Annotated in this window: 17 protein-coding genes; 5 read left to right on the top strand and 12 right to left on the bottom strand. The window is 71.1% G+C overall.

Annotation, left to right across the window (positions count from 1 at the left end):
• Positions 1–170: 170 nt before the first annotated feature.
• The 5 genes from WH85_RS47720 to WH85_RS37150 are packed head-to-tail and all read right to left on the bottom strand — an operon-like array spanning position 171 to position 7,003.
• Entirely contained in the window at positions 171–809 is a 639-nt protein-coding gene (locus WH85_RS47720; protein WP_157411455.1) for a hypothetical protein, read from the bottom strand.
• Positions 806–2,896, bottom strand: a complete 2,091-nt coding sequence (locus tag WH85_RS37165; protein ID WP_052721070.1) for a galactose oxidase early set domain-containing protein — start codon at positions 2,894–2,896, stop codon at positions 806–808. Before WH85_RS37165 ends, WH85_RS47720 begins: the two co-directional genes overlap by 4 nt.
• Positions 2,893–4,140: a glycosyltransferase gene (locus tag WH85_RS37160; RefSeq protein ID WP_245674254.1), complete on the bottom strand. Its 1,248-nt coding sequence runs from the start codon at positions 4,138–4,140 to the stop codon at positions 2,893–2,895. The genes WH85_RS37165 and WH85_RS37160 overlap by 4 nt, the downstream gene beginning before the upstream one ends.
• The gene (locus tag WH85_RS37155) at positions 4,137–5,747 is read right to left on the bottom strand and encodes an ArnT family glycosyltransferase (RefSeq protein ID WP_045746813.1); all 1,611 of its coding nucleotides are present in this window, start codon (positions 5,745–5,747) and stop codon (positions 4,137–4,139) included. The genes WH85_RS37160 and WH85_RS37155 overlap by 4 nt, the downstream gene beginning before the upstream one ends.
• Positions 5,744–7,003 (bottom strand): glycosyltransferase, encoded by a 1,260-nt coding sequence (locus WH85_RS37150; RefSeq protein WP_052721069.1) that lies wholly within the window; start codon positions 7,001–7,003, stop codon positions 5,744–5,746. The genes WH85_RS37155 and WH85_RS37150 overlap by 4 nt, the downstream gene beginning before the upstream one ends.
• 445 nt (positions 7,004–7,448) lie before the next feature.
• On the opposite strand from WH85_RS37150, the gene WH85_RS49360 reads away from it, so the two are divergent.
• Positions 7,449–8,000: a GNAT family N-acetyltransferase gene (locus WH85_RS49360; RefSeq protein ID WP_083449543.1), complete on the top strand. Its 552-nt coding sequence runs from the start codon at positions 7,449–7,451 to the stop codon at positions 7,998–8,000.
• Here the strand turns inward: WH85_RS49360 and WH85_RS37140 are convergent.
• Complete coding sequence (locus WH85_RS37140) at positions 7,906–9,894, bottom strand: beta-propeller fold lactonase family protein (RefSeq protein ID WP_157411454.1); 1,989 nt, start codon at positions 9,892–9,894, stop codon at positions 7,906–7,908. The genes WH85_RS49360 and WH85_RS37140 overlap by 95 nt on opposite strands.
• Positions 9,895–10,006: 112 nt before the next feature.
• On the opposite strand from WH85_RS37140, the gene WH85_RS37135 reads away from it, so the two are divergent.
• Positions 10,007–10,939 carry a hypothetical protein gene (locus WH85_RS37135; RefSeq protein WP_157411453.1) on the top strand — a complete coding sequence of 311 codons (933 nt, stop codon included), beginning with the start codon at positions 10,007–10,009 and terminating at the stop codon, positions 10,937–10,939.
• Positions 10,940–10,990: 51 nt separating this feature from the next.
• On the opposite strand, the gene WH85_RS37130 is transcribed toward WH85_RS37135, so the two are convergent.
• The 6 genes from WH85_RS37130 to WH85_RS37105 form a co-directional block, all read right to left on the bottom strand.
• Complete coding sequence (locus tag WH85_RS37130; RefSeq protein ID WP_045746809.1) at positions 10,991–12,163, bottom strand: 4-hydroxybenzoate 3-monooxygenase; 1,173 nt, start codon at positions 12,161–12,163, stop codon at positions 10,991–10,993.
• A gap of 19 nt (positions 12,164–12,182) precedes the next feature.
• Entirely contained in the window at positions 12,183–13,943 is a 1,761-nt protein-coding gene (locus WH85_RS37125; RefSeq protein ID WP_045746808.1) for a cellulase family glycosylhydrolase, read from the bottom strand.
• A gap of 21 nt (positions 13,944–13,964) precedes the next feature.
• Positions 13,965–14,474 carry a flavin reductase family protein gene (locus WH85_RS37120; protein WP_045746821.1) on the bottom strand — a complete coding sequence of 170 codons (510 nt, stop codon included), beginning with the start codon at positions 14,472–14,474 and terminating at the stop codon, positions 13,965–13,967.
• Positions 14,475–14,597: 123 nt separating this feature from the next.
• Positions 14,598–15,383: an alpha/beta hydrolase-fold protein gene (locus WH85_RS37115; protein WP_045746807.1), complete on the bottom strand. Its 786-nt coding sequence runs from the start codon at positions 15,381–15,383 to the stop codon at positions 14,598–14,600.
• Positions 15,384–15,486: 103 nt separating this feature from the next.
• Positions 15,487–16,011 (bottom strand): proprotein convertase P-domain-containing protein, encoded by a 525-nt coding sequence (locus tag WH85_RS37110; RefSeq protein ID WP_045746806.1) that lies wholly within the window; start codon positions 16,009–16,011, stop codon positions 15,487–15,489.
• Positions 16,012–16,028: 17 nt separating this feature from the next.
• The gene (locus tag WH85_RS37105; protein WP_045746805.1) at positions 16,029–16,937 is read right to left on the bottom strand and encodes a LysR family transcriptional regulator; all 909 of its coding nucleotides are present in this window, start codon (positions 16,935–16,937) and stop codon (positions 16,029–16,031) included.
• Positions 16,938–17,030: 93 nt separating this feature from the next.
• Here WH85_RS37105 and WH85_RS37100 point away from each other — a divergent pair, with 93 nt between their 5' ends.
• The 3 genes from WH85_RS37100 (at position 17,031) to WH85_RS37090 (ending at position 23,217) form a co-directional block, all read left to right on the top strand.
• Positions 17,031–18,101 carry a TDT family transporter gene (locus WH85_RS37100; protein WP_045746804.1) on the top strand — a complete coding sequence of 357 codons (1,071 nt, stop codon included), beginning with the start codon at positions 17,031–17,033 and terminating at the stop codon, positions 18,099–18,101.
• 67 nt (positions 18,102–18,168) lie between these two features.
• Positions 18,169–23,025, top strand: coding sequence for a family 43 glycosylhydrolase (locus WH85_RS37095; RefSeq protein WP_045746820.1), 4,857 nt, complete (start codon positions 18,169–18,171; stop codon positions 23,023–23,025).
• A 6-nt stretch (positions 23,026–23,031) separates the two neighbouring features.
• Positions 23,032–23,217 (top strand): hypothetical protein, encoded by a 186-nt coding sequence (locus WH85_RS37090; protein ID WP_045746803.1) that lies wholly within the window; start codon positions 23,032–23,034, stop codon positions 23,215–23,217.
• Positions 23,218–23,242 lie beyond the last annotated feature (25 nt).

The raw sequence follows: 23,242 nt of genomic DNA, 5'->3' as shown, positions 1-23,242 counted from the left end.
CGCCCGAAATCAACACACCCCTGGCCGCGTGTTGAATTTGGGCGCTCTAGGCGCCCGAAATCAACACACCCCTGGCCGCGTGTTGAATTTGGGCGCTCTGGGCGCCCGAAATCAACACACCGGGGTGGGGGTGGGGCAGGCCGGACGGGACCTCCGGCCTGCCCCACCGGTCATTTGTCGCAGGCGATCCGGTTGCGGTCCGAGTCCAGCTTCTGCTTGTCGGTCCCGGCCACCTTGATCTCCTTGAACCCCTGCTGCCGGAGCCAGGTGCACTTGTCCTTCACACCCCGCGGGAACGCCAGCGGGATGCACTGGGCGATCGTCCCGTAGTTCCGGTCGCAGCCGTCGACGGTCGCCGGAACCTTCTCCGGCTTGGTCGGCTTCTTCTTGGCCTTCTGCCGAACAACGCCGGGCTGGGCGGCGAACTCCTGAACGAACGGCTTCGGCTTGGCCTGCCGGTCCACCTTGGCCGCCTCCGCGCCACCCTCTATGCCCGACTTTCCTGATTTGTTGGACTTGTTCGGGGAGGTGGCACCGGAGCCAGAGGTGGCACCGGAGCCAGAGGTGGCACCGGAGCCAGAGGTGGCACCGGAGCCGGAGGTGGCGCCGGAGCCGGAGGCTTCGGCGGCCTTCCCCGGACTGCCCGCCGGATCGACCGGCGTCGTCGCCGAGGCGCTCAGTGTCCGCTGGGCGGCCGACGCCGTCCAGACCGCGGTCTCCGGCTGCCGATCCGCGGCGGCGGCCCACCCGGCCACCCCGGTCACCGCCACCGCGGCGACGATCAGGCCGGTCATGCGTACCCGATTCATCCGATTTTCACCCACTTCGCGACGGAGGGAACGCCGTTCGCGCCGACGGCGAACAGCATGTACCAGCCCGGCGGCGCCAGGTTGGGGTTGCTCGTCAGGTTCAGGTCGACGGTGTTGCCGTTGACCGTCATCGGCAGGTCCACGAACCGCTGGTTCGGGTCGCTGGAGTGGGTCACCGCGGCCGGGCGGATCAGCTCGGCCTTGACGATCGGCTTGTCCACGGTGATCCGGTTGGCGGTGCCGTACGCCCACTGGTTGCTCGCCACGCTGGTGATCTGCGGGCGGGCGCCCTGGAACAGGTACGGCGGCGAGTACACCGAGACGCGCATGTCGAAGGTGCCGTTGCCGGGGTTGTCGCCGACCGCCATCACCCGGCCGTCCGGGAGCAGGAACGCCGACGAGTGGTAGCCGCGCGGCACCGGGTCGGTGGCCATCCCGGCGGTGAACTGGTTGGTGGCCGGGTCGTACATCGAGGCCTCGAAGACCGGGGTGGCCCGGTTGTGCAGGGCGCCACCGGTCTCGAACACCTTGCCGTCCGGGAGCAGGACCGCGGAGACGTACATCTTGCCCTGGGCGCCGGTCTGCGGTACGCCGCCGTCCAGTTTGCCCTGCGGGATCTGCGGTCCAGCGGTGTACACCGGGCTGGGCTTCTTCAGGTCGATGATGTCGGTGAGGCGGTGCGCGTCCGGGTTGGTCTCGTTGTTCCCGCCGCCCATGGTGAGGACTTTCTGGTCCTGGGCCGGCGGCAGCAGGACGCTCATCGACTGGTCGCGTTCGTCCTTCTTGCGCAGACCCGGAACCTCGGTGATGGTGCCCGCGTTGTAGTCGTAGATGGACGAGCCGGATCCGGGCAGGCCGTTGCCGAAGACGTGGCTGCCGGAGTAGAAGAGGCGGCCGTCCTGCATCAGGATCATCGAGGGGTACAGGCCCCAGAAGCTCCAGGTCTGCTTGGCCTCACCGGTGCTCAGCCAGCGCTGCTGCGCGTCGGAGAAGTACTGGGTGAGGACCGTGCCGTTGGAGTCCTCGCCGAGACCGCCGAGCGAGATCACGTCACCGTTGCCCATGATCGTCGCGGACGGGTACCAACTGCCGCCGCTCATGTCGTTGACCCGCTGGTAGGAGTTGGTCGCCGGGTCGAAGATGTACGAGTTCTTCAGGCCCTTGTAGCCGTGGCTGCCGTCCGCCGCCGCGTAGTCCTTGTTGCCGCCCATCACCAGGATCCGGCCGTCCTTGAGCTGCACGTGCCCGGCGCAGAACAGGTCCTCCGGCGTGGCCACCGCGGTGAACTCGCCGGTGCCCGGTTTGTAGATCGCGGTCTTGAACGTCTTGGCGGCGAACGCGTCCGGGTCGTTGCCGGATCCGGCGATCAGCAGCACGTTGCCGTTGCGCAGCACCACGGCGTGGATGCTGCGGACCGGTGAGTTGAACGGCATGACCGCCCAGGCGCCCTTGACGCACTTGTCACCGGCGCTGCACGCCTCGCCCGGGGCCGCCTGCGTGGCGTCGCTCATGGTGTAGTCGTCGGTCTTCAGCGTGCCGTTGCCGTAGATCGTCACGCCCCAGACGATCTGGTCGGTGTTCGCCGGGATCTGCGGGGTCCGCACGGTCTGCTGGGTCCAGGCGGTGGCGACCGGCATGGTGGCCAGGTCGGTCCAGTACACCCAGCCCTGGGCGACGTCGTGCCGGAACATGGTCATCACCGTGTTCGGGGTGGACGTCTTGTACCAGACCGAGAGGTCGTACTGGTGGCCCGGCGTGACGTTGGGTGCGCAGGACGCGTCCTCGAGCATCATCGCCTTGCGGTCACCACTGCCGGCGTTGGTCAGGGTGACCGACATCGACCGGGCGCCGCTGTGCGCGTCGGAGCTGACCGCGAAGGTGTGGCCGTTGTCGCCCCAGCCGGACTGCTCCCAGCAGACCGGGAAGCCGTCGCCGGCCATCGACTCCAGGCCCGGGTTGGCGATCAGGTTGGCGGCGGCCGAGACCGGGCGCTGCGGCAGGACGAGGAACAGGGTGAGGGCGAGCACCAGGAACTGGGCTATCCGCAGCCGGTTCGACCGGCTCAGCAGCGGACGTGTTGGGTTCATTGTTTCTTTCCCGTCAGATAGATCAGCCTGTCGGAGATCAGGAAACGAAGGACGAAGGACGCCACCAGGGTCAGCATGTTGCCGGCCAGGACGCCCAGGCTCAGGCCGCTGACCAGCAACGCCAGCAGCGGGATCCGGACCAGCAGGTCGGCGTTGCCCATCAGGAAGAACCGGCTGAACCGGCTGAGCAGGCCGCGCCGCCGGTGGTTGCGGTAGAGCAGCGAGTCGGTCAGGGCGAAGTTCCAGAGGACGGCGACCACGTTGGCCACCACCGCGGCGGCCGTGTAGTGCATCGCGGTGCCGTGCAGCAGCGCCCAGAGCACGGCCTGGTTGGGCAGCAGGCCGGAGACGCCGATCAGGGCGAACGCCAGCATCCGCAGCCGGCCGACGCCGAACCGCAGACCGCCGATGTGCTTGAGGAAGCGGATCCCCTCGGCGGCGGTGGACTTGGACTCCCCGGCGTGCCGGGCCTGGAACGTGTACGGGACCTCGACGATCCGGCCGAGACGGTTCCGGACGATCAGCTCGAGCAGGATCTTGTAGCCGAGCGGGCGGAGCTGATCGACGTCCAGTGACGAGGCCCGGATCGCGAACAGCCCGCTCATCGGGTCGCTGACCGACAGCAGACTGTTCCGGAACAGGGTCTTGACCAGCAGGGTGGAGCCGCGGGAGACCAGTCGGCGGTAGCCGTCGGCCAGTCCGCCGGTGCTGCCGCCGCGGGCGTACCGGCTGCCGACGACCAGGTCGGCGCCGTCCCGCAGACCGGCGGTGATCAGGTCGGCGACGATCTCCGGCGGGTGCTGCAGGTCGGCGTCCATCACCACGATCCACTCGCCGCGGGCGAGCCGCATGCCCTCGACCACCGCGCCGCCGAGACCGCCCACCCCGTCGTCACGGTGGTGCACGGTGACCGGCATCGGGAAGTCGGCGGCGGCCTCGGCTATCACCTCCGGCGTGCCGTCGTCGCTGTCGTCGACGAACACGATCTCGGTGTCGTGGTGCGGCAGTGCGGCGGCGAGCCGGGCCAGCAGCGCCGGGACGTTGTCGCGCTCGTTGTAGGTGGGCACGATGATGCTCTGCCGCAGGGTGCGGGGCGCCGGGCGGACGCCGATCTGGCCGGGCAGCACGGCCCGGGTGCGCCCGCCCTTGCGGTACTGGTCCAGTGGCAGCGTCTTCTCGCCGGGCGTGACGGTCGCCTGGTGTGGCATGCCGACGGCCGCCCGGCCCTGAGCCTGGGTGGTCATGGGATCTCCTTGGTGATCCGGCGGATCTCGATGCGGCCGACGCCCTCGCCGAAGCGGGCGGCGACCGTCGAGTTCGCCAGCATGGTGTTGACCGCGGTCAGCGTCTTGGAGTCGCCGCGCAGCGCGGGTGTCGAGACCAGGTAGTCGACGTCGCGCCAGCCGTTGGGCAGCCGGGCGGCGACCTCCGGGTCGAGGTCGAGCTTGTAGAACCAGATGGCCTTCTCCGGCGGGTATCCGGCGTCCACGCATTCCAGCCAGAGCACGTCGTCGGCCACGACGGTGGTGTTCTTCGGGTCCGGCACCTGGGTGCGCAGCCACTGGGCGGCGGCCACGTACTCCGCGTGGTAGTTGTCGTGCATGGCCCGTGCGTTGCCGGTCCACCAGCGCGGCGCGACGAGGGTCGCCGCGATCAGGGCGAGGGCGGCCAGCGCCGCCGGCCGGGCCCAGCGCTGCCGGGCCGGGGCGAGCCGGACCGCCAGGTCGAGCACGCCGGCGATGGCGATCGCGAAGAACGGCAGGAGTTGCACGACGTACATCACCGGGAGGTGGCCGCTGGGACGCAACGCGATCAGGGTGAGGATCGCGCCGGCCACCGCGGGCGGGCGCAGCCGGCGCACCGGCAGGCAGACGACGGTGGCGATCAGCCCGCCGACCAGGATCACCGGGTCGTGGTCCAGCCAGGAGTTCAGCAGTCCCTGGGCGATCGATCCGTCGGTGAAGATGCTGCCACTGCCGGCCCGCGAGGCGAGCTGGAACTGCCAGGCGCCGACCAGCGAGACGTGCCCCTCGCCGGGGAACAACTCGCCGCGCAGCAGGGCGTACAGCGGATAGAAGACACCGACCAGGGTGAGGCCGCTGACGTAGCCGCCGATCGCCCAGGGGCGGGTGGTGCTGCGGGCGCTGTGCTGCCAGAGCGCCAGGACCACCGCGGGCAGCGTGACCAGCATGGTCTCCTTGCTGAGCAGGGAGACCGCGGTGGCGGCGCCGGCCGCGGTGAAGTGCCACAGGTTCCGGCGCGGGGAGAGGACCAGGGCCAGCGCGGCGAGCATCCAGACCACGGCGAAGGTGTCCAGGTAGACCCCGCGGTACATGACCACGGTGAGCGGTGACAGGCCGAAGACGACCAGGGCCGCGGCGGACGACCAGACCGCCATGCCGACGCGCCGGCTGACCAGGTAGATCAGCAGCAGGATCGCCGCCACCACCGGGAGCATGGCGACGCGTCCCATGGTGGCCACGGTGCTGCCCTCGCTGCCGAGCAGTCCGGGCAGCCAGGAGAGCCCGGCCAGCTGGATCCAGGCGAGCGGCGGGTGGTCGTACCAGTAGGTGTAGTGGGCGAGTCCGTGCCCGTGGGCGACGGCCCAGGCCTGCGCGAGGTAGGTGCCCTCGTCGTCGTTGACCATCGGGTAGCCACTGATGTTGATGCCGATCACGGCGAGCACGATCGCCGTGAGGCCCACGGCGAGGGCCTTCTCGGCGTGGCTGATCTCCCGGGGCCGGGCCGGTTCGGGGATCGGCACCGGCATGGGCGACGGGGTGGTCCCGGGCCGCGCGGCGCGCGCCTTCGGGATGACGACGGTGGTGACGGAGTCGTTGGTCGTGGTCATGCGGCACCCGCCGTGGTGGTCTCGGCAGTGGCGTTGCCCTGCAGGTGGGCGCCGACGTGCGCGGTCAGTTCCCAGTTGCGCCGGCCGGTGTACTCGCGCCAGACGGCTCGCAGCGCGGCGACGCTGAGGATCAGGGCGTACGGGAACGCACCGAGGATGAGCCGGGCGTAGTCGCGGGCGGTGACGCTCAGGTGGTACTGCTTGCCGAAGTCACGCAGGCCGATGGTCTGGAAGACGATGTTGGCGAGCATCGGGACGACCGGCACGAAGGTGGCCAGGGCGACGCCGATCGGCAGTGAGGTGGCCAGGGCTACGCCGACGCCGACCGGGATCGCGACGCCGGAGAAGGCCTGCAGGAACGGGCCGACCAGGGTGTACCGGGCCAGGACACGCTGGCGCATCGACGGCAGCCGGCGCCACTCCCCCTTGCGCAGCACCTGCAGGAAGCCCTGGTTCCAGCGGGTGCGCTGCTTGACCAGGCTGCCGATGGTGTCCGGGGTCTCCTCGCGGGTGACCAGCGACGCCTCGTACGCGACGACCACCTTGGCGCCCCGGCTGCTCAGGCGTACGCCCAGGTCGCAGTCCTCGGCGAGGCAGGTGCCGTCCCAGCCGTTGGCGCCGCGCAGCACGTCGGTGCGGACGAAGACGGTGTTGCCGCCGAGCGGGATGAACCCCTTGTTCGCGTGCAGGTGCAGCCGGCTGCGGAACCAGAAGAAGTACTCCAGGCAGTTGTGCAGGCTGAACCAGCTGGACTGGAAGTTGATCAGCTGGACGCCGCCCTGGACCACGTCGGCGTGGGTGGACCGGAACGCGTGGTCGACGTGTTCCAGCAGCTCGGGGTGGACGACGTCCTCGGCGTCGAAGACTCCCACCACGTCGCCGCGCACGTACGGCAGGGCGGTGTTGAGCGCCCGGGGCTTGTTCTTCACCTCGTTGTGGTCGGTGATCACCAGGATGCGTCCCGGCGCCCGCAGCGCGATCCGTTCGGCCACCGCGGCGGTGTCCGGGTCGTCGTGGCCGACGATGATGATGATCTCGTAGCCCTGGTGGGTGGAGCGCAGCAGCCGGTCCACCGTGTGTTCGAGCACGGCCTGTTCGTGCCGGGCCGGCAGGAGCAGGGAGAACGTCAGCTTGTGATCGCCGTCCGGCTCGGCGAACCGGGTCGCGGCCAGGGTCTCCGGGGTTCGCCAGGCGTGCATGGTCCACCACAGCGTGATCGCGGCGAACGCGGACAGCACGACGGAACTGACAATCATGACGGCGGCAGCCAAGGTTTCGCCTTTCAGCAATGCGGGAAATCGCCACCAGAAATGGGGTCCGCAGACCTTAGCGCGCAGCACCACCAACAATTCAAGTCGATCATCGCTAATTCCCACCATCTAGTGAGCGTGGTCGAATTCTCCGCTTTGTCCATTTCCTATTGCTTTGCATATCCGCAGGTCGGATACGTGACAGAAGCCGGCGGGCCGCCAAACAGGAATGCGATTGCAGATAAATCCGAGAATTGCTTCACCATGCCGAAGGCGGGAACGCGTCGCCGAAAAGAAGAACCGGAGCGGACACGGCACGACGCGCCTACCGAAAGAGGGTAAACCAGATCGGCTCTTTCCCCCATCACGCATCCGGGGGACCGGGCCGACTTGCCGAACCTGTGAACGGCAGTTAGGTTAGCCTCGCCTTACTGAACCTGAACGGGGATTCATGCCGACGACAGATGAGACCAGCGTGGTCGTGACCGACCAGGTCGACCTCGACGCGCTCGCCGACCTCTACCGCCGGGTGCACGCCGCCGACCTGCACCTGCCCGACCACAGTGACCCGTCCCTCACCGACCGGCTGCGCTGGACCGCCGAGGCGCCCGGTTTCCAGGCCACCCTCGGCTACGTCAACGGCGAACTGGCCGGGACCGTGATGGGCTGCCCCCTGCCACCGGAGACCCTGTGGTGGCGTGACCTCGCGGACCCGGACGACCCGGACCTGGTCCGCGAGTGGGACGGCCGGACGTTCGCCGTCTGCGAGACGTTCGTGCTGCCCGAGCTGCGCCGGCACCGGCTCGGCGTGCAGATGTTCAGCGACCTGCTCGACGTGCGCACGGAGGAACGAGTCAGCCTCGCGGTGACCGAGACCAACGTCCGGGTCTGGCGGGCGCTGCAGGGCCTCAGTTTCCGGCACGTGGGCGATCTGATCCCGTTTCCGGGCTGGCGCTCCCACCGGATGCTGGTGCGGGCGCTGCCGTTGAGCTCGTCGCGCTAGGCGAGGACACGGTCGGACTGTCGAGAACACCGCCGGGCACCGCGATCCGCGCCGGCCCGGTGGGCAACCGGATCGGCGCGGAGGCCCGCCCGGTCACGCTGTCCACCACGGTCAGCGCCGACCGGCGGTCCTCCGACCGCTCCCCAGTCGCCAGCACGTAGACGTCGGTGCCACTGAACCCGATCTGGGAGACCTCGCCGCCCACCTCGACCGGCGGGCCGGCCACCTCACCGGCCACGTCGAACCAGCCCAGGGCGCTGCCGGCCAGGTAGGCCCGGCGTCCGCCCGGGGCGATCCCGATGGCGTGCGCCCGCTCCGCCCCCGGCACCGCGAACCCGGTCCGGACCGTCCCGCCCGCCCGGTCCACCGGCACCACGTCGACCCGGAAACCGTCCACGGTCTCCCGCTCGCAGAGCACGAACAGGGTCCGCCCGTCCGGGGTGACGTCCAGCGCGGTCGGCCGGCCCGGCAACCGGACCGGTTCGCCGAGCCGGCCGGCCGCCACGTCGAACCCGGTGACGGTGTCGGTGGCCAGCACGTACACGCCGTCCGGTCCGGGCACCACCGCGGAGGTGCCCGCGGGCAGTTCCTGGCGCATCCGGACCCGGCCGGAGGCGGTGTCCACCACGGTCAGCCGGGCCGGGGCGGTGACCCGCTCCACGCCACGGTCCACCTCGGTAACGGCGAACTCGAGGGCGTAGAGCGTGCGCCCGTCCGGGGCGGCGACCAGTTCCCCGCCGTTGCGGCCCAGATCGACGGCCCCACCGGTCCGGTCGCCGGTCGCCACGTCCACGGTGTGGATCTTCGCCTGGCCCTTGGCGCCGGCCGCCTGCAACGCGTAGACCCGGCTGCCGTCCGCGGCGACCACCGTGCCGAGCAGCCGCGGAACGCCCGCGGTCCGGCGAACCCGTCCGGCGATCACGTCGAAGAGCCGCACCCCGTCGGCGCTCTCCAGGACCGCCGTCCGGGCATCCGGCGTCAACCCGAACGCGCCGGTGCCACCACCGGCCCGGCCCAGCTCGGTGACCACCCCGGCGCCGGTGTCCACGGCGGACAGCCGGCCCGACTCCGAACTGAACGCGTAGACCACCGGACCGGGGCCGGGCGGCGGTGACGGCACCGGCACGGCCGCCACGAACCGGGGGCCGGCGTCGCGGGGCAGCGTCACGAACGGGACGGCCGCGGCCACCGCCACCGACGCCGCGGCCGCACCCAGCAGCCGGCGACGGCCCACACCGCGGGGCGGGTTCGCGGCCAGCACCGCGCCGTGCAACACCACCGGTTCCAGATCCGGGTGCGCCGATCCGGGTCCCGCCAGATCCCGTAGCACCACCTCGGCACCGGCGCCGGCGAGGTAGGCGCGGACCACCCGGTCCACACCGGACCCCGCGACGGTCGCCCCCACCTGAGCACAGATCCGCATCCGGCCGTCCGGGGTCCGCGGGTCCGCGGTCAGCTCGCCCGGATCACCCGCGATGCTGAATCCGGTGCGCGTACGGGTGATCGCCGCGATCTCCACCGCGGACCCGTCGAGCACCAGGACCGCCGCCGCGCGCCCCTTCAGCAGTTCGGCGCCGACCCCGTGGGCGACCGCCACCGGGGTACTCACGAACACCGGCATGGGCAACCCCGCCGACGCCGCCGCCCGGGTCACCTCGGCCCGGTCGGCGGGACCCCAGCAGGCCGGGTGCACCACGGTGACCCGGCCCGGCACACCGGCCAGCGTCCCCCGGACGACCTCGGCGAACGTCACCGCGCAGGCGGCCGGCGGTGGGCGTTCGCCGGGATGCCGGGACCTCCACACCACCCCCGGGTACGCCGTCCCCGCCGCGGCCACGGTCGCCGCCGTCGTCCGCGCCTGCCCGAACCAGAAAACCAGGCTCGTCCTGTCCACGATGCGCTCACCTCCTCCTCCGCAAACGGTGCTCGGGCGAAAGGGATACGAGACGGTGTCTATGCGTACGATTCCGGCCCAAGTCCTGGCGATGAGACGGGAGCGTTCCTGGGTGCGTGACGACGAACAGTTCTCGGCTCTGACAGCGGCGATCCGGCACACCGCCGCAACCGCCGGCCGATGGTCCGGGCGGCGCCGGTGGCGGAGCCTCGCGAACCTGGCTGAGCAGGCCGGACCCGGGACGGTCCCGCCGGCGTTCCTGGCCGCGTTGCGCGCCGACCCGGACGGGGACGGGCGGGCCGAGGAGGTGGCACGGGCGTTCCTCTGGCGGTCCGGGAACGACCCGGCGTTCGCCGCGGGGCTGGCGCGCTGGCGTCGTTCGTACCAGAAGAAATCCTCCTCGCTCGGGGTCGTCGCGATGGTGGCGCTTGCGGCGGTGGTGGCCGGCGCGCTCGGCGAACCGCCCGGGGACAGTGCCGGGCCGATCCGGGCCGCCGCGCTGCGGGCCGCCGCGCGCTGGTGCTGCGACCGGGCCGGGGACCGTTACGGCAACGACCGGTTCTACTGGCCCGGGTCACGGCAGGCGTTCGTGGCGGCACGCCGGGCGGCCGGCGGCGGGGTGCCGGGCGATCTGGCACACACCGGCGGCAACCGGATCGAGGTCACGGTCCGTGCGGCCGGCCCGGCTCCGGTGCGTCTTCTGGGGGTACGCGTCCTGCTCCGCGACCGCCGTCCCGCGCCCCGGCCGGGGCTGGAGTTGGTGCTGCCGTGCGACTGCACCGGCGGGCGCCGGGTCCGTGACCTGCTGAGCACCGACCTGGACCAGGCCGTCCCGTCGGTACGCCCGGCCGGCGGCCCGGTGGTGAGCGTGGGACCGGCGGATCAGGTGATGGTGCTGCGGGCGGACAGCCGGGACTGCGACTGCCGGTTCGACCTGGAGCTGCGGTGGCGTTCCGGCGGGCGGGACGGGACGACCGTGCTGGACGACGGCGGGCGCCCGTTCCGGGTGGTGGGCCGGGCCGGCCGACCCGTCGTCGAGCCCTAGACGAGTTTCGTCGTCCGGGTCCGCGTTTCGCACCCCGACCGCGGGACGTGTCTACAGCGCGGTTCCCGCCATCATGTCGGCGAACGCGGCACCCGCGGCCGGTGAGGTGAACAACCGGTCCAGGCGGGCCAGCGCCAGCCGCCGCCGGAACGCCGCGTCCGGTGCCGGGTCGCCCGAGTCGTGGACCATCTCGGTGAACCAGCGGGAGAACTCCTGGTAGTCCCAGGTCCGGCGCAGGCACGTGTCGGAGTAGTTCCGCAGGCCCGCGTCGTCACCGTCCCGGACCGCGGTGACGAGGGCTGTCGCCAGCGCGTACGCATCGACGAGGGCGAGGTTCATCCCCTTCGCGCCCATCGGGGTGATGATGTGGGCGGCGTCGCCGACCAGGTAGAGCCGCCCGGAACGCATCGGCTCGGCCACGAAGCTGCGCATCTCGACGACCTCACGGCCGCTGATCGCCGCCTCCGGCAGGTTGTCGTCGCCCAGGCGCAGCCGCAGCTGCTCCCAGGTGTATGCGTCCGGCCAGTTCCGCGGGTCGTCGCCGGGCTGATGCTGCAGGTAGAAGCGGCTGGCGTGCGGCCCGCGGGCGAACTGCGCGGCGAAGCCGTGCCGGCTGACCGCCATCAGCGGGTAGCGCGGCGCGGGAGCGTCGGCGAGCACCGTGTACCACCCGATGCCGTGGTCGAAGGTGAACGTGGTCAGTTCCCCGTCCGGGACGCTGCGCCGGCTGACCCCGTGGAAGCCGTCGCAGCCGGCGATGTGGTCGCAGGTCAGCTCGTGCGTCACGCCGTCCGGGTCGCGGTAGGTGACCCGGGGGCGGTCGCCGGCGAAGTCGTGCGGGTGCACGTCGGCGGCGCCGAACCGCAGGTCACCGCCGCCCTCCTCGAAGGCCGTGATCAGCCGCCGGACCAGGAACTGCTGCGGGACCAGCCGGCTCGGCCGCCCGCCGGAGAGCAGCGGGCCGTCCAGGAACCGGGGCACGCCCTCGACCCGGATCTCCAGCAGGGTCTCCACCGGTGCGCCGCCGATCACCTGCTCGGCCAGCCCGAACTCCTCGAACAGCCGGCCGGCGTAGTGGTCGATCACGCCGGCCCGCTGCCGTTCCTCGACGTGCCGCCGGTCGCGGGCCTCGAGAACCACACAGCCGATGCCGGACTTCTGCAGGAAGTTGGCCAGGGCCAGGCCGGCGGGCCCGGCCCCGATGATCACCACGGGCACATGCATCGATCCAGTATGGACTCGGTCAGCCGAGGGCTGCCGCCCAGGCCAGCAGCTCGGTGCGGGCGGCGGTCAGGGTCGCGGCCGGGATGGTCGCGCCGTCGCCGTTGTTGACCACCAGCGCCACGTGGGTGGCGCCGGTCGCTCCGGTGCCGGTCAGCTGCAGCTTGCGGGCCGTCGTCGCGCCGGTCTCGGTGGTCACCGCGACCGCCCCGGCGGCCAGGTCACCGAGCACGATCGTTCGCGCCGTCGGGAACGAGGCGGGTAGGTGCAGCTCGGTCGGGGCGGCGAGACCGGTGTCCTTCCAGACCAGGACGCCGTACTGACGGCCGGACACCACCGTGGCGAGATTCGGCAGCCGGGACGGCACGGTCAGCCAGGCGCGCTGGGTGCCGGCTCCGGCGTACCCGTCACGGGCCAGGTCCTCGTAGGCGAAGGCCACCGTGGTCCCGGCCACCGCGCTCGGGTAGAGCCGGTCCAGGACCCGGGTGTCCAGGCGCAGCGCCCCGCCCGCGATCACCGAGTGGTCCTCGCCGTTCCAGGCGTCGCCGGTGGTCTGCACCTTGTCCGGGTTGCCGTTCATCAGTTCGCTGTGCTTGCCGCTGTAGGTGTCCCAGTGCCACTGCATCCCGGACAGCACCGTCCCGGCGGTGGCGGCGTTGTTCCAGAAGTTCGCGCCGGACAGCCGGGAATCCAGGCCCTGGTACATCGCACGGACCATCCACGGGGTACGCCCACTGCTGCTCGTCCCGGACATGGCGTTGCCGAACTCGGAGACGATCGCACCGGTGCCCAGGGCGGTGGCCCGGTCCCGGATCCGGTTCATCGCCGCGGTGTACGTGCCGTCACCGGCCGCGGTCGGGTCGACGGTCATCCGGGCGCCGTCGTAGTAGTGGCTGTTGAAGACGTACCGGGTGCCCAGGGCCGGGATGGTGGACAGGCCGCCGGCCTCGCCGAAGGTGGTGTTCCAGAAGACCAGCGGTTCGGCGTACAGCGGTTTCGCGGTCCAGCCGGACTGGTCCATCACGGTCCGGAACCGCTGGTAGAACGGCAGCAGGTAGTTCTGCTCCCAGGTGGTGCCGGACGCGCCGTCGAGCCCGCCGTCGAACGGCTCGTTGAACGGGTCGACGCCGAGGACCATCGCGAACGAGCTCGCCGGCAGCGTCGACGACAGCCGGGTGAGCGCGCTCCTCGCCTGGGACAGGTACGCGTCCTGGATCGTGCTGACGTGCCAGAAGTCGTACGCCGCCTCGCGGACCGCGTTGTTGGTGAGCATGTTCTGCCCCCACAGCACGCAGATGCCGCACGACTCGGTCGGGTAGTCGCCGAGGTCGATCACCCATTGCGGGGCGCCGTCGCCGGTGTACCAGCTGTCGGAGTGGAAGAGGTGGGCCGAGTAGAGGTCCTGGTGCCAGTCGAGCAGGACCCGGATGCCGCGGTCGGTGAAGGCCCGGATCTGGGCGGCGGCCCTGTCCAGGTACGCGGTGTCGATCGTGCCGGCGGTGGGCTGCACGCCCTCCCAGCTGATCAGGAATCGGACGGCGTTGGCGCCGGTCAGCTCGCGCATCGCGGTGGCCGAGGCGACCGCGTCGGCGGTGCTGCGGAACGGCAGGAATCCGGTCTCGCGCAGCTTGGTGCTGCCGGAGACGTTGAAGCCGCGCAGGACGAGCTCGCGGCCGGCGGAGTCGGTGGGGCCGAAGGAGGTGGTGGCAGCCGCGACGGGTCGCGACAGCGATAGGGAAGCACCCAGCACCATCAGCACGAGGAACACTCGAAAGAGCCTCATGCATTGACGGTAATCACTTCATTACGATCCGTTCAAGCCCGCGTACCGTCCGGCGTGATAGACCAGCGGCGTCTCCGACTCGTCCACGTGATGGTCGCCGCGCTCCGGGCTGGCCAGCACGATGGTGTGGTCCCCGGCCGCCACCCGGTCGACGACCCGGCACACCACCCGCGCGAGCACCCCCTCCAGCAGGGGAACACCCTCCGGGCCGGCGCGCCACTGGCCGTACGCCGCCAGCCGGTCGATGCCCCGGGCCGCGAAGGTCCGGGCCACCCGTTCCTGCCCGCGGCCCAGCACGTGCACCGCCACCACCGCGGCCGCGTCGACCGCCGGCCACGCCGACGCCGCCCGCGCCAGGTTGAACGACACCAGCGGCGGATCGAGTGACACCGACGTGAACGAGGTGGCCGTGAACCCGGTCGGCGGCACCCCCGCCGCCACCAGCCCGGGTGCGGTGATCACGACAACGGCCGCCGCGTGCCGGCGCAGCAGCCGGCGAAAGAGCTCAGAGTCCACAACAGACGATCCCATCACCGGCAGAGTCACGACAGCCCTTCTGCTCCCACATCCTCGGCGCCGCCCGGCCGACAGCGCCCCGGATCCACATCTCCGCGGGCCGGCGCTCCCTTCCACCCTTCCACGTACAGCACCGATTCAGGGTGAGGTCAGGGCCGCGCCCAGGAACGAGAAGGCGGCCGGGATCCGGCGGCTCCAGTAGGTGAAGTCGTGCCGGCCGGGGCCGAAGTCCGCGACGGCGGCCGGAACCGGCAGCGCGCGCCCGGCCGCCCGCACGTTCGGGAGGAGGTCGTCGTCGGTGCCGCACCACAGGCCCACCGGGACACGCGACAGCCGGTGCAGCAACGCGAAGACCTCGTCGCCGGGGGTCACCGCCGGGGAGAAGGCCGCCACCGCGCGCAGGAAACCGGGGAACCTCCCGGCCAGCAGCAGCGATCCGGAGCCGCCCATCGACCAGCCCCACGCCGCGAACCGGGCGGTGTCGAAACCCCGGTCGTCGCACCAGGCCGGGATCTCCTCGTGCACCATCCGCTGCGGGTCGTCGCCCGGGTGCCGCCGCCAGGCCAGGCGGTCGCCGTTCGCGCCGGCCAGCACGAACGGCGGGGCGCCCCGCCGGACCGCCTCGGTCAGGAACCCGCCCAGCCCGAGCGCGGCGAAGTCGGCCGGCCGCTTCGAGCCACCGTGCAGCACCAGGCAGACCGGCAGGCCCCGGCCGTCGCCGTACCCCGCGGGCACCGCCGTGTAGAAGTCGACCATCTGGCCCCGGGCGCCGGAATGCCGGCGTTCCAGCCGCTCGTCACCGGCCTCCGCGCCGGGGCGGGCCGGCTCCGGCCCACTGCCCAGCGCCGCCCAGGCCCCCGCCGTCGCCGTGACCCCGGCGCCCGCCACCACCACCGCACCCACCAGCAGACTTCGTCGTCGCATCTCCTGATAACGCCGGTGCCCCCGTCCGCGACGCGCCGGAGCAGAGCGGGCCCGCTCCGAGAAGACTCGGAACGGGCCCGCCCCCGGGAGGAATCACGAATGGTCAGACCGTGAGGGTCCAGGTGTCGAGCGTGCCGGTGTCGGACGAGTACACGTCCTGCACCCGCAGGTACCACGTGCCGTCGGCGGCCTCGCTCGACAGGTTCGCCGAGTAGGTGGTGTCGACGTTGTCGGTGCTGTCGCTGGTGGAGCTGCTCTTCAGCGCGTACGTCGAACCGTCCGGCGCGACCAGCGTGACGACCAGGTCACCTCGGTAGGTGTGGGTGATGTCGACGTACACCGTGGACGCCGAGGAGGCCGACCGTCCGCAGCCGGAGATGGTGATCGCGCTGTTGATCGCCGAGCCGGCGTCCGGGATGGCGGTGGCGGTGGCGTTGGTGCCGGTGCAACCGGCCGGGTCCGTCGGGTCCGAGCCACCGGAGCCGTCCGGGACCTGCAGCAGCAGGTTGGGCGAGCTGGTGCCGGGGCTGGTGACCTTGCCGCTGACCGCGCCACCGGTGAGCGCGGACCGACGATCAGGCCGACGGCCAGGGCGAGGGCTGAACCTCTGTGGAGTCTCACGGAGCAAGTGATCACGGCTATGGATCAGCTATGAATATGGCTCAGCAGGATCCGCACCGCCCCGGCCGGCGGCGTCCGCGGACCGGTCCAGATCGCCCGCAGCTCCCGTTCCAGACTCAGCCCGGCGACCGGCACCTCCCGCAGCCGCCCGGCCGCCAGGTCGTCCGTGATCGCCAGCCGGCTCAGCACCGCCGGACCGGCGCCGGCCAGCACCGCGGCCCGCACCGCCGCCGTCGTCGACAGCTCCAGCGCCGGTTCCACCTGCTCCAGCCCGGCGTCCCGCAGCGCGACGGTCAGCACCTCCCGCGTCCCCGAGCCGGACTCCCGGGTGACCAGCGGGGTGGCCGCCAGCTCGGCGACCGGGATCGAGGACCAGTCATGATCCGGGGTCACCACCAGCACCAGCGAGTCCCGGGCCACCACCCGGCTGCGCAGGCCGGCCGGCACGGTCACCCCCTCGATGAACCCGAGATCGGCCGAACCGTCGCGCACCTGCTCGATCACGTGGTCACTGTTGGTGGCGGTCAGCACCACCCGCACCGGCGTCTCGCCGCGCCGGGCCGCGTCCGCGCGCAGAGCGACGAGCCAACTCGGCAGCAGGTGCTCGGCGACGGTCAGGCTGGCACTGACCCGCAACCGGCTGCGGCTGTCCGAGCGCAGCGCGGCCAGCCCGGTGTCGACCTCCTCGGCGAGCCGCAGCAGCCGGTCCGCCCACTGCGCGACGACCACGCCCTCAGCCGTCAGGGTCGCGCCCCGGGTGGTGCGGGTGGCCAGCCGCACGCCGGTGCGCGACTCGAGCGCGGCCAGCCGCGCGGAGACCGCCTGCTGGGTCAGCCCGACCTCGCGGCCCGCGCCGCTCAGCGTGCCGGCGCGGGCCACCGCCAGAAGGATCTCCAGGGCGGCCAGGTCCGGCATGCGGGGGCTCAATGTCACAACCGTCGAGGGTACGCGGTCACAAGCCGTCCTTGTGACTCCACAACCACACGCCCGCTACCCGGCCGGCACGCGAACCCGCAGGCTGGGTACATGATGATCTCGACACCGAACTGGTTCGCCGCGGTCATGGGCACCGGGATCGTCGCCACCGCCACGGTCACCCTGCCCTGGCGCCCGCCCGGCCTGCACACCGCCGCCACCGCGGTCTGGGCGCTCGCCGCCGCGCTGCTGGTCGCCCTGAGCGTCGCGGCGCTGCGCCACCCGCGGGAGTTCTTCGCCAACCGCGACGACCCGGTGATGGCGCACTTCTTCGGCGCCCCGCCGATGGCGATGATGACCGTCGGCGCCGGCGCCCTGCTGCTCGGCCGCGACGTGCTCGGCGACACCGTGGCCCTGGCGATCGCCGCGACGCTCTGGACGGCGGGCACCCTGACCGGGCTGGCCAGCGCGGTGGCCGTGCCGTACCTGCAGTTCACCCGGCACACCGTCGGCGACGCGAGCGCGTTCGGCGGCTGGCTGATCCCGGTCGTCCCGCCGATGGTGTCCGCGGCCACCGGGGCGCTGCTCGTCCCGTACGCGCCGCCCGGACAGGCCCGGCTGACCCTGCTGCTGGCCTGCTGGGCGATGTTCGGCATCAGTCTCGTCGCGTCCCTGATCCTGATCGGCGCGATCTGGCAGCGCCTGGCCCGGCACAAGGTCGGGGCGGCCGCCGCGGTACCGACACTGTGGATCGTGCTCGGACCACTCGGCCAGTCGATCACCGCGGCCAACGCGCTCGGTGATGCCACGGGACAGGTGCTCCCCGCCCCCTACGCGCCGGTGGCGGCTGCTTTCGGGGTGCTCTACGGCGTACCATTGTGGGGGTTCGCCCTGCTCTGGGCCGGTCTGGCGATCAGCGTGACCGTGCGTGCCGCGCGGGACCACCTGCCGTTCTCGCTGACCTGGTGGTCGTTCACCTTCCCGGTGGGCACCTGCGTGACGGCCACCTCGGCACTGGCCGCGCACACCGGCGCGACCGTCCTCGCGGTTCTCGCGGTGCTGTTCCATCTCGGTCTGGTCGCGGCCTGGGTGACGGTCGCCGGCCGGACCGTCCACATGACCCGCTCGACGGCGAAGGTCCGTAGGACGAAGACATCGAGGACCTTGACGACGGCGCTGTGAACGCTAACACTCTGGCAACATCCCCGTTACGCAGCGGGGCTTTCTGCCAGCAGAGAGATCGATGCACATGCGTCTGCGGACCCTCATGTCAGCGCCCCTCACCGCTCTCGCACTGATAGCCACCACCCTGATCGCCGGCCCGGCGCACGCCGCCGACGAGGTCACCGACGGTCTCGTCCTCTGGTACAAACTTGACGAGACCGCCGGGACGACCGCAACGGACGCCTCCGGCAACGGCCGCGACGGCACGGTCCAGGCCCCCACCTGGACCGGCGCGCAGGGCCTCACCTTCGACGGCACCGGCACCTACGTGAAGGTGCCGGACAACGTCACCGCCGGGCTGAGCGCGATCACCGTCGCCTTCGACGTCAAAATCGACAACACCCAGGCCACCCCCTATTTCCTGTACGGCTTCGGCAACACCGACCCGAGCACCGGCTACGGCAACGGGTACCTGTTCGCCACCGGCAACACCTTCCGCACCGCCGTCTCGACCACCAACTGGTCCGGCGAGCAGAACATCCGCCCGGCCGACGGCCACAACCTGGCCCGCGGATCGTGGAAGCACGTCACCTACACGCAGACCGGCACCACCGGCACCCTCTACGAGGACGGTGTCCCGGTCGCGGTCAACAGTGCCGTCAGCATCCCGCCGAGCGCCATCGGCAACGGCGTGACCAGCGCCAACTACCTCGGCCGCTCGCTGTACACCAGCGACCGGTACCTCAAGGGCCAGATGCGCGACGTCCGTGTCTACGACCGGGCGATCTCGGACACCGAGGTGGCGACGCTCGCCGCGCCGGCCAACACCGAAGCGGTCACCGGCGACGCCGCGGCGCTGAGCCTGGGCGACACCGGCGGGCTCACCGCGGATCTCACCCTGCCGGCCACCGGCGCGAGCGGCTCGGCGATCACCTGGGCGACCAGCGACGACGATGTGATCACGGCGGCCGGGAAGATCACCCGCCCGCCGGTGGGTTCGCCTGACGCCACGGCCACCCTCACCGCGTCGATCAAGCGGGGCGCGGCGGTCGAGACCAAGACGTTCACGGTCACGGTCAAGGCCGCGTTCGACGACCAGGCCAACGCGGATGCCGCGGCTGCGGCTCTGACCGTGCACAACATCGATGACGTACGCGGAAACCTGACACTCCCGTCCACCGCGGTCTGGGAGTCCGGTGACCCGTCGATCATCAGCACCACCGGTGAGGTGCACCGGCCCGCGCACGGATCAGCAACGGCGACCGTGTCACTGACCGCGACGGTGACCTACGGGACGGCCACGGCGCGTCGCGAGTTCACCGCCACCGTGCCCCCGCTGCCCGCTCCGGCACCCTACGAGGGTTACCTGTTCAGCTACTTCACCGGCGAGGGCTCCGCGAACGGCGAGCAGGTCTACAACGCGCTGAGCAACGGCAACGACCCGCTGAGCTGGCGCGAGATCAACGACGGGCAGCCCGTGCTGACCTCGACGCTGGGCACCGGGGGCCTGCGCGACCCGTTCATCATCCGCTCCCCCGAGGGCGACAAGTTCTACCAGATCGCCACCGACCTCAAGATCTACGGCAACGGGGACTGGGACGCCTCCCAGCGCACCGGCAGCAAGTCGATCATGGTGTGGGAGTCGACCGACCTGGTCCACTGGACCGACCAGCGCCTGGTCAAGGTCTCCCCCGACACCGCCGGCAACACCTGGGCCCCGGAGGCGTTCTACTCCACGTCGCTCGGCGCGTACGTCGTCTTCTGGGCCTCCAAGCTCTACGACGAGGCCGACACCTCGCACTCCGGCAGCACCTACAACCGGATGATGTACGCGACCACCCGCGACTTCCGCACCTTCAGCGCACCGAAGGTCTGGAAGGACCCCGGCTACTCGGTGATCGACTCGACGGTGATCGAGCACGACGGCGTGTACCACCGGATCACCAAGGACGAGCGGAACAACTCGTCGAACTCGCCGTGCAGCAAGTTCCTCATCCAGGAGAAGGCGACCGACCTGCTGTCGACGGACTTCGACCTCGTCGCCGAGTGCATCGGGTCGGGCGCGCTGGACCGGGGCGAGGGTCCGCTGGTCTTCAAGTCCAACCGTGAGGACAAGTGGTACCTCTTCATCGACGAGTACGGCGGGCGCGGCTACGTCCCGTTCTCGACGACCGACCTCGACTCCGGAGTGTGGACACCGGAGACCACCTACTCGCTGCCGTCGCGACCCCGCCACGGCACGGTTCTGCCGGTGACCGCCGCCGAGCACCAGCGGATCTCGGACGCCTACGAGGAGCCGGCACCCACCCCTGGGCTGCGACTGCGCTACGAGTTCGACGAGACGTCCGGGACGGTCGCCCGCGACTCCTCCGGAAACGGCTTCGACGGTGCTTACACGCGTACCCCCGCGTGGGGTTCCGGGGTCTCCGGATCGTCGTTCCGGATGTCCGGCGGCAGCAGCTCACCCTACGTGACCATCCCGAACGGGGTGCTCCAGGGCGCGCCGGCGGTCACCGTGGCGGCGTGGACCAAGTGGACCGCGTCGACGACCGTCAACCAGTGGCTGTACGGTCTCGGGCCGGACAGTGACAAGTACCTGTTCACCAGCCCGCGCAACGGCGGCAACGTGCTCTTCTCGGCGATCACCACGGGCAGCTGGCAGGCCGAGTCGAAGCTGAGCGACGACGCGGCGCTGCCCAGCGGATGGCAGCACGTCGCGGTCACCGTCGACGGCTCGCAGGCCGCGATGTACCTCAACGGCATCCGCGTGGCCTCCGCAACGGGCGTCACCGTCAAGCCGTCCGACCTCTACGACGCGTCGAAGTCGTACAGCGGGTACATCGGGCGATCGCTGTACGCGGCCGACCCCTACTTCGCCGGGGAGGTCGACGACTTCCGGATCTACAACACGGCGCTGTCGGCGGCGGAGATCCTCACTCTGGCCGGGCGGACCACGTCGATCGCCGGGGTCACCCTGGACGCGCTCAAGGTGGACGCTCTCGTCGACGACGAGGCCGGCACGGTCGTGCTGCCGGTCAAGCCGGGAACCGACGTCTCCGCGCTGGCACCCTCGTTCACCCTGGCGGACGGGGCCACGATCAGCCCGGCCGACGGGAGCGTGCAGGATTTCCGGGCTCCGGTGGCGTACACGGTCAAGGGAGCCGACGGTGAATCACGCACCTGGACCGTCTCCGCGGTGGCGATGACGTCGCCGGTGATCCCGGGGCTGTACGCCGATCCGAATATCGCGGTGTTCGGCGACACGTTCTGGATGTATGCCACCACCGACGGATTCGCGGGATGGTCGGGAACGCGATTCCACGCGTTCTCCTCGACCGACCTGGTGAACTGGACCGACCACGGGGTGATCCTCGACCTCGGGCCGGATGTCACCTGGGCCGACGACAGCGCCTGGGCGCCGACGATCGCCACTCACAACGGGAAGTACTACTTCTATTTCAGCGGCGGACTGGCCGGCGGCGTCAAGCACCTGGGTGTGGCGGTCGCCGACTCACCGGCCGGGCCGTTCACGGATGCGCTCGGAAAACCGCTGGTCGCGGGCGGAACCTACAGCGGGCAGATGATCGACCCGGCGGTGTTCACCGACGACGACGGGAAATCGTACCTGTACTGGGGTAACGGGAACTCCTACCAGGTGCAGCTGAACGACGACATGGTGTCGTTCCCGGCCGCTTCGGTGAAGACCTACAAGCCGGCCGATTACAACGAGGGCAGTTTCGTCGTCGAACGCGACGGCGTCTACTACTTCATGTGGTCGGAGAACGACACCCGGGACCCGAACTACCGGGTGGCCTACGCGACCGGGACGTCGCCGCTCGGACCGTGGAGCGACCGGGTCGGTGTGATCCTGCAGAAGGACGCGTCGCTCGGCATTCTCGGCACCGGACACCATTCGGTGGTACGCCTCCCCGGCAGCGACGAGTGGTACATCGCCTATCACCGGTTCGCCATTCCGGGCGGCGACGGCACCCATCGCGAGACGACGATCGACCGGCTGACGTTCGCGGCGGACGGGTCGATCGAACCGGTCGTGCCGACGTTGACCAGTGTCGACCCGGTCACGGTGGTGCACGCCGGGCCGGACGTCAGCGGGCTCGAAGGGGCACCGGTCGCGGTGACGGGCTCGGCGACCAACACCTCCAAACCGCTTAAATGGTCATATAAGGGCACGGAAGGTATCGAGTGTGTGTTCGCGGACGACACGGCTCCGGCCACGACGATCACCTGCACCGACGACGGGACGGTGACCGTCACCCTGACGGCGGGCGCCAGCCGCGACTCGGCGACCGTGACCCTGAGCAACGCGTCACCGGCGGTGGTGACACCGGGCGGCCACCCGTTCCCGGACGCGCCGGTGGCCACCGGCACCACGGTCACCCGGACCGTCCAGGTCAGCGACCCGGGCAGCGCCGACACGCTCACGTGCACGTTCGCCTGGGGTGACGGTTCGACATCCCGCTCGACGTCCTGCACCGGCACGCACAAGTACACGACCGCCGGCGTCTTCCGCCCCACCGTCACGGTGAGCGACGACGATGGGGCCGGGGCGGGCACCACCGTTCCGGGCGTGGTCACCTACGTGCCCCGCACCGCCGGGGTCTCCGGCAGCGGCCGGCTCGCCCAGGGCGTCGACTTCGCGTTCACCGCCCGCGCGGGCAAGGGCAGCGGCAGCACCTGGCTGACCCTGCCGAACGGCGACGTCTTCCGTTCCACCGGCCACCTGCCCGCGATCGTCATCGGCTCCGGCGCGGTCTACTCCGGAACCGGCACGGTCAACGGGGGCGGCTCGTACCGGTTCCTGGTGAGCGCGGTGGACGGGAAGGACACCCTGACGCTGAAGGTGTGGGACGCCCGGACCGGCCGCTTCGTCCTGGACGTCACCAACGTCCGCCCAGCCGGAGGCGGCATCGTCGTCTCCTAGGTTCCCTTGTTCAGAGAGCCGCCCGGATCGATCCGGGCGGCTCTCGCTGTCGTCTCCGCCCCTGTCGTCGAAAGCACCGACGGCTACCGGGTCTCCGTCGCCGGCTATCAGCGGGCCGACCACTACGACTTCACGCTCAGTGGCAGCTCGCCGTGCATCGGGGAGAACGGCAGCCCGGACCCGCGGTCTTGACCTTGTGGTTACCGCAGGGGTCACG

The sequence above is a fragment of the Actinoplanes rectilineatus genome (assembly GCF_000962825.1).
In the GTDB taxonomy this organism is placed as follows: Bacteria; Actinomycetota; Actinomycetes; order Mycobacteriales; family Micromonosporaceae; genus Actinoplanes; species Actinoplanes rectilineatus.
The sequence above is the reverse complement of the archived record's forward strand: the minus strand, read 5'-3'. Positions and strand labels throughout refer to the sequence as shown.